4 protein-coding genes are annotated in these 4359 nt (G+C 45.1%); all 4 read left to right on the top strand.

What is annotated here, in order from left to right; genetic code table 11:
• Positions 1–380 (top strand): circularly permuted type 2 ATP-grasp protein (locus HOO90_RS02495; RefSeq protein ID WP_292839139.1); only part of this gene is annotated, 380 nt, incomplete at its 5' end.
• The gene (locus HOO90_RS02500) at positions 374–1387 is read left to right on the top strand and encodes an alpha-E domain-containing protein (RefSeq protein WP_292839141.1); all 1014 of its coding nucleotides are present in this window, start codon (positions 374–376) and stop codon (positions 1385–1387) included. The genes HOO90_RS02495 and HOO90_RS02500, both read left to right, overlap by 7 nt.
• 75 nt (positions 1388–1462) lie before the next feature.
• Positions 1463–2695 (top strand): hypothetical protein, encoded by a 1233-nt coding sequence (locus tag HOO90_RS02505; protein ID WP_292839143.1) that lies wholly within the window; start codon positions 1463–1465, stop codon positions 2693–2695.
• A 39-nt stretch (positions 2696–2734) separates the two neighbouring features.
• Positions 2735–4359 (top strand): transglutaminase family protein (locus tag HOO90_RS02510; RefSeq protein ID WP_292839145.1); only part of this gene is annotated, 1625 nt, incomplete at its 3' end.

The following is a 4359-nucleotide window of genomic DNA, read 5'->3' on the forward strand; positions in this document are numbered from 1 at the left end:
TAAGCAAAGCAGATGACAGGAAATTTGTGTTGGATAATCTTGCAGAATTGGTTGTGAAAGAAGTACAAGGCTCTGGCGGCTACGGTATGCTGGTTGGCCCAACTTCAAGCAAAGCGCAGGTAGAAGAATTTAGATTACGCATTTTGGCGAATCCAGATAATTACATTGCGCAACCGACTCTCGCGCTTTCTACTTGCCCAACCATGGTAGAGCAGGGTGTTGCACCCCGACATGTGGACCTTCGCCCTTATGTCTTAACAGGAAAAACAACCTCAGTAGTGCCAGGCGCATTGTGCCGTGTGGCCATGAATGAAGGGTCTTTAGTGGTGAACTCATCGCAAGGTGGCGGCACTAAAGATACATGGGTGCTGCAATGCTAAGCCGTACCGCTGATCACCTATATTGGATGGCACGTTATATTGAACGTGCTGAAAACATGGCGCGTATGCTGGATGTGACTTATCGCATGTCCTTGGTACAAAATGCTGCGCAAAGTGAAGCTGCGCTTTGGGTACCGTTGCTACATATTTCTGACACAGTAGAAGATTTTCATAAAGCTTACGATGAAGTCACTGCGCACAATGTGATTTACTACATTGCGATGGATAGTCGCAATTTATCAAGCATATACAACTGCCTACGTGCCGCGCGCGAGAACGCACATGCAGTGCGAGTGGCGATGTCTTCTGAAATGTGGGAGAACATCAATAGCTTGTGGCTAGAGTTTCAGCAAATGGACAAAAAGCTGATTTTGGACAGTGGCTTGTCAGAATTCTGCGATTGGGTGAAATCACGTTCACATCTGTTCCGCGGTGTGACTTACGGCACCATGTTGCGTGATGATGGCTTCCGCTTCACGCGCTTAGGAGGATTTATCGAACGTGCCGATGACATGGCACGTTTGCTCGATGTGAAATATCACCTCTTATTACCTTCAGCCAGCGATGTCGGTGGCGCGGTAGATTATTACGAATGGAGCGCACTGTTACGTTCTGCCAGTGCTTATGAAGCTTATTTAAAAGTCTATCGCGATGCGGTGATGCCGTTGCGCGTGGCTGAGTTGCTGGTTTTACGTCACGACATGCCACGTTCGCTACACGCTTGTATGGATGAACTGACCACGATACTCGACCAACTCACGGGTGATGCAGGCCGTGAATGTAAACGCCTCGCGGGTGAAATGCATTCAACCTTGCATTACGGGCGTATCGAGGACATTTACCGAGGCGGATTGCATGAGTTTTTAGAAGCGTTCCTCAGGCACAACAACCGCTTAGGTCTTGAAATTCAGCGCGCCTACCTAAATGCCCCCGCTACTAATTCAACAAATGGTGAATCAGCAAATGATGAGGAAGTAGAGCCTGCATTTCAGCAAAGCCAGAGTTAATTGCAATATGAATTAACTGCAAGGTAAGGTTTTTAAATGTTTTAACTAATCTCATTTCACTTTTCGGATGTCCTAATGAACTCATTGCAATACCAACGTCATGGCGACAAGGTCAATTCACCTTGGTTTGAAGAATTTCTACCCAAGCTATTGGAAGACCGCGACCGCATTGGCTTAACCGATATGGTGCATGAAATTGACGCCATGATGATTACTGTTGAGCCAGGCTGCTCGGTGGCTTACATTAGCGAATTAGCTTTGATGACGCCTTACCATTATTTGGTGACGCTAGAATCCGAATCGCATTGGACGCATATTCTGCGTATTGATATGAATTCGCCTGACATTATGGTGCGAGAAGTGCGTAATCCTAATACACACGGCATCTTTCGAAGCTTAAACGAGGTTTACCCAATCGGAGCGCATAAACCAAACTCGCGCTATATGGGCGAGATATTCCGCGTAACCAATCAGCATGAAGTCGTTGAGTTACAGAAAGCGCGCGAGATTCGCTTTTTCAATCAAGATCAGATTCGCAAATTAGAGTTGCCGGGCAATATGTCTATCGTTAAGCCATCGCCCTATACGCATAACATTGTGGGCTATTGGGAGCGTCCTGTTGAGGATATTCGTATTTATGCGCTGGGCGTGAGTGTGATTCATGAAGATGTGAACCGTGGTTATCTAGAAGCCAAAGAAACGCAAGCTAAGCTAGGTTTGGATAAACTGATTTTACCAATTGACCACCTAGCAACCAGAATCTACAGCCAGAATCGTGAGGTGGCGATACTAGAATACTTAACGCTTTCCAGCTATTACTATTGGGGTTCATACGACATTGCAAGCCAGAACTCATCGACCAATGTAACAAAAAGTGCGCATTATAGTAATGAGCAAAAAAGCCCAGCAAAAGTATTTACTGCTGCAAATCACCCTTATTTTGTCAATCACTTAGTTGGCTTGCCATCGCCAACTGAAAACTTTGTTCGCAATTACGGTCCACGTTTACACCATATTGCACTTGGTGTGGCTGATGGTGAAACCAATGGTCAAATTAATATTGATTACGTAGTGGATGCGATTAGAGAAAGAGGCAAAGACTTTTTGTTAGACGTGATAGGCTCACGTGAAGAAGGTCTCAAACAAATTTTCTCAAGCGCTTCTGAACACTCTTCACTCATTATTGAGTACGTACAACGCTTTGGCGACTTTGATGGTTTTTTCACTAAGCAAAATGTGGCAGAACTGACTGAAGCTGCGGGTGTTGAAGAGAATTTACGCTTATTACAAGCTGAAAGTTCAAGCTAACCGCACCACTATGACGACTCAACAGAAAGTGACTAATTAATGACTATTCGAGTCGCACTCCATCATAAAACGGCTTATCACTATGATAACCCCGTGCAACTTAGCCCTCATGTATTTCGCCTACGCCCAGCCGCGCACTCTCGCACGCCTGTAAGTGCTTACTCACTTAAAATATTGCCTGAAAATCACTTTATTAGCTGGCAGCAAGACCCATTCGGTAATTATCTGGCGCGTGTTGTATTCCCTGAAAAATCGACCGAACTTTCCATTGAAGTAGATTTAATTGCAGAAATGACTGTGATTAATCCTTTCGATTTCTTTTTAGAAGAATACGCTGAGAACTACCCCTTTGCCTATCCTGAGCAATTACTTAAAGAACTCGCACCATACTTAGAAATCCGCGAAAACGGCCCGCTATTTAAAGCCTGGCTTGCTGAAATTGATGTTGGTAAAAAAGGCATTGTAGACTTCTTGGTTTACCTTAATCAGCGTGTTAATCAGACGGTTAATTATTCCATCCGAATGGAAGTGGGTGTTCAAACTTGTGAAGAAACGTTAGAGAAAAAACTGGGTTCTTGTCGTGATTCTGCATGGTTGCTCGTGCAAGCAATGCGCCACATGGGTTTGGCTGCTCGATTTGTTTCTGGCTATTTGGTGCAACTTACCGCTGATGTGAAATCCCTAGATGGTCCTTCAGGCACTGAAGTTGACTTTACTGACTTGCACGCTTGGGCTGAAGTGTACATTCCTGGTGCAGGCTGGATAGGCTTAGATGCCACTTCTGGCTTACTCGCTGGCGAAGGGCATATTCCGCTTGCCTGCACGGCTGACTATGTGAGCGCTGCACCAGTGACTGGTGGCTTCACAGGAAATGCAAATATCGAGTTTAGTTTTAGCAACAACGTGACTCGTATTCACGAAGACCCGCGAGTGACCAAACCGTATAGTGAAGAACAATGGGTGCAAATCAACGCGCTCGGGCAAAAGATTGATGCAGAATTAGAGGCCGGTGATGTGCGCTTAACCATGGGTGGCGAACCGACCTTTATTTCAATTGATAATATGGATGCACCAGAGTGGAATATTGATGCAGATGGTGAGGAAAAACGGAAACTAGCGGGTCAGTTAGTTAGAAGATTACGCGACAGTTTTGCACCAGGTGGTTTGCTATATTTCGGTCAGGGTAAATGGTATCCAGGTGAGCCTTTGCCACGTTGGCAACTTGCATGTTTTTGGCGTAAAGACGGTAAACCAGTTTGGCGTAATCCAGAATTATTAGCTGACGAAAATAAAGATTATGGTTTAAATCTTGAAAATGCTGACAGTTTCATACGTGACCTTGCAAAACGACTAGGTCTAAAAGGCAGCCACATCCGTGCTGGCTTTGAAGATCCACTTTATTACTTGCTAGCCGAAGGGTTGGTACCTAACAACCTAGATCCGATGAAGTCAGACCTTAAAGATGATTTAGAACGTAAGCGTTTAACAAAGGTACTGACTGGTGAGTTGGGTGAAGCAATCGGTTATGTGTTGCCATTGCATTGGAGCTATCAACGAAATGCTTGGAGTAGCAGTACCTGGGAATTTAGACGCGGTGACATGTTTCTTGCCCCTGGTGATTCTGCGATGGGTTTACGCTTACCACTAAATTCTCTACCTTGGGT

It is taken from the genome of Methylotenera sp. (genome assembly GCF_013141425.1).
Taxonomy (GTDB): Bacteria; Pseudomonadota; Gammaproteobacteria; order Burkholderiales; family Methylophilaceae; genus Methylotenera.

Coding starts and splice junctions, on each gene's coding strand:
- HOO90_RS02505 (WP_292839143.1), top strand. CDS start 1,463: ATGAACTCATTGCAATACCAACGTCATGGCGACAAGGTCAATTCACCT.
- HOO90_RS02500 (WP_292839141.1), top strand. CDS start 374: ATGCTAAGCCGTACCGCTGATCACCTATATTGGATGGCACGTTATATT.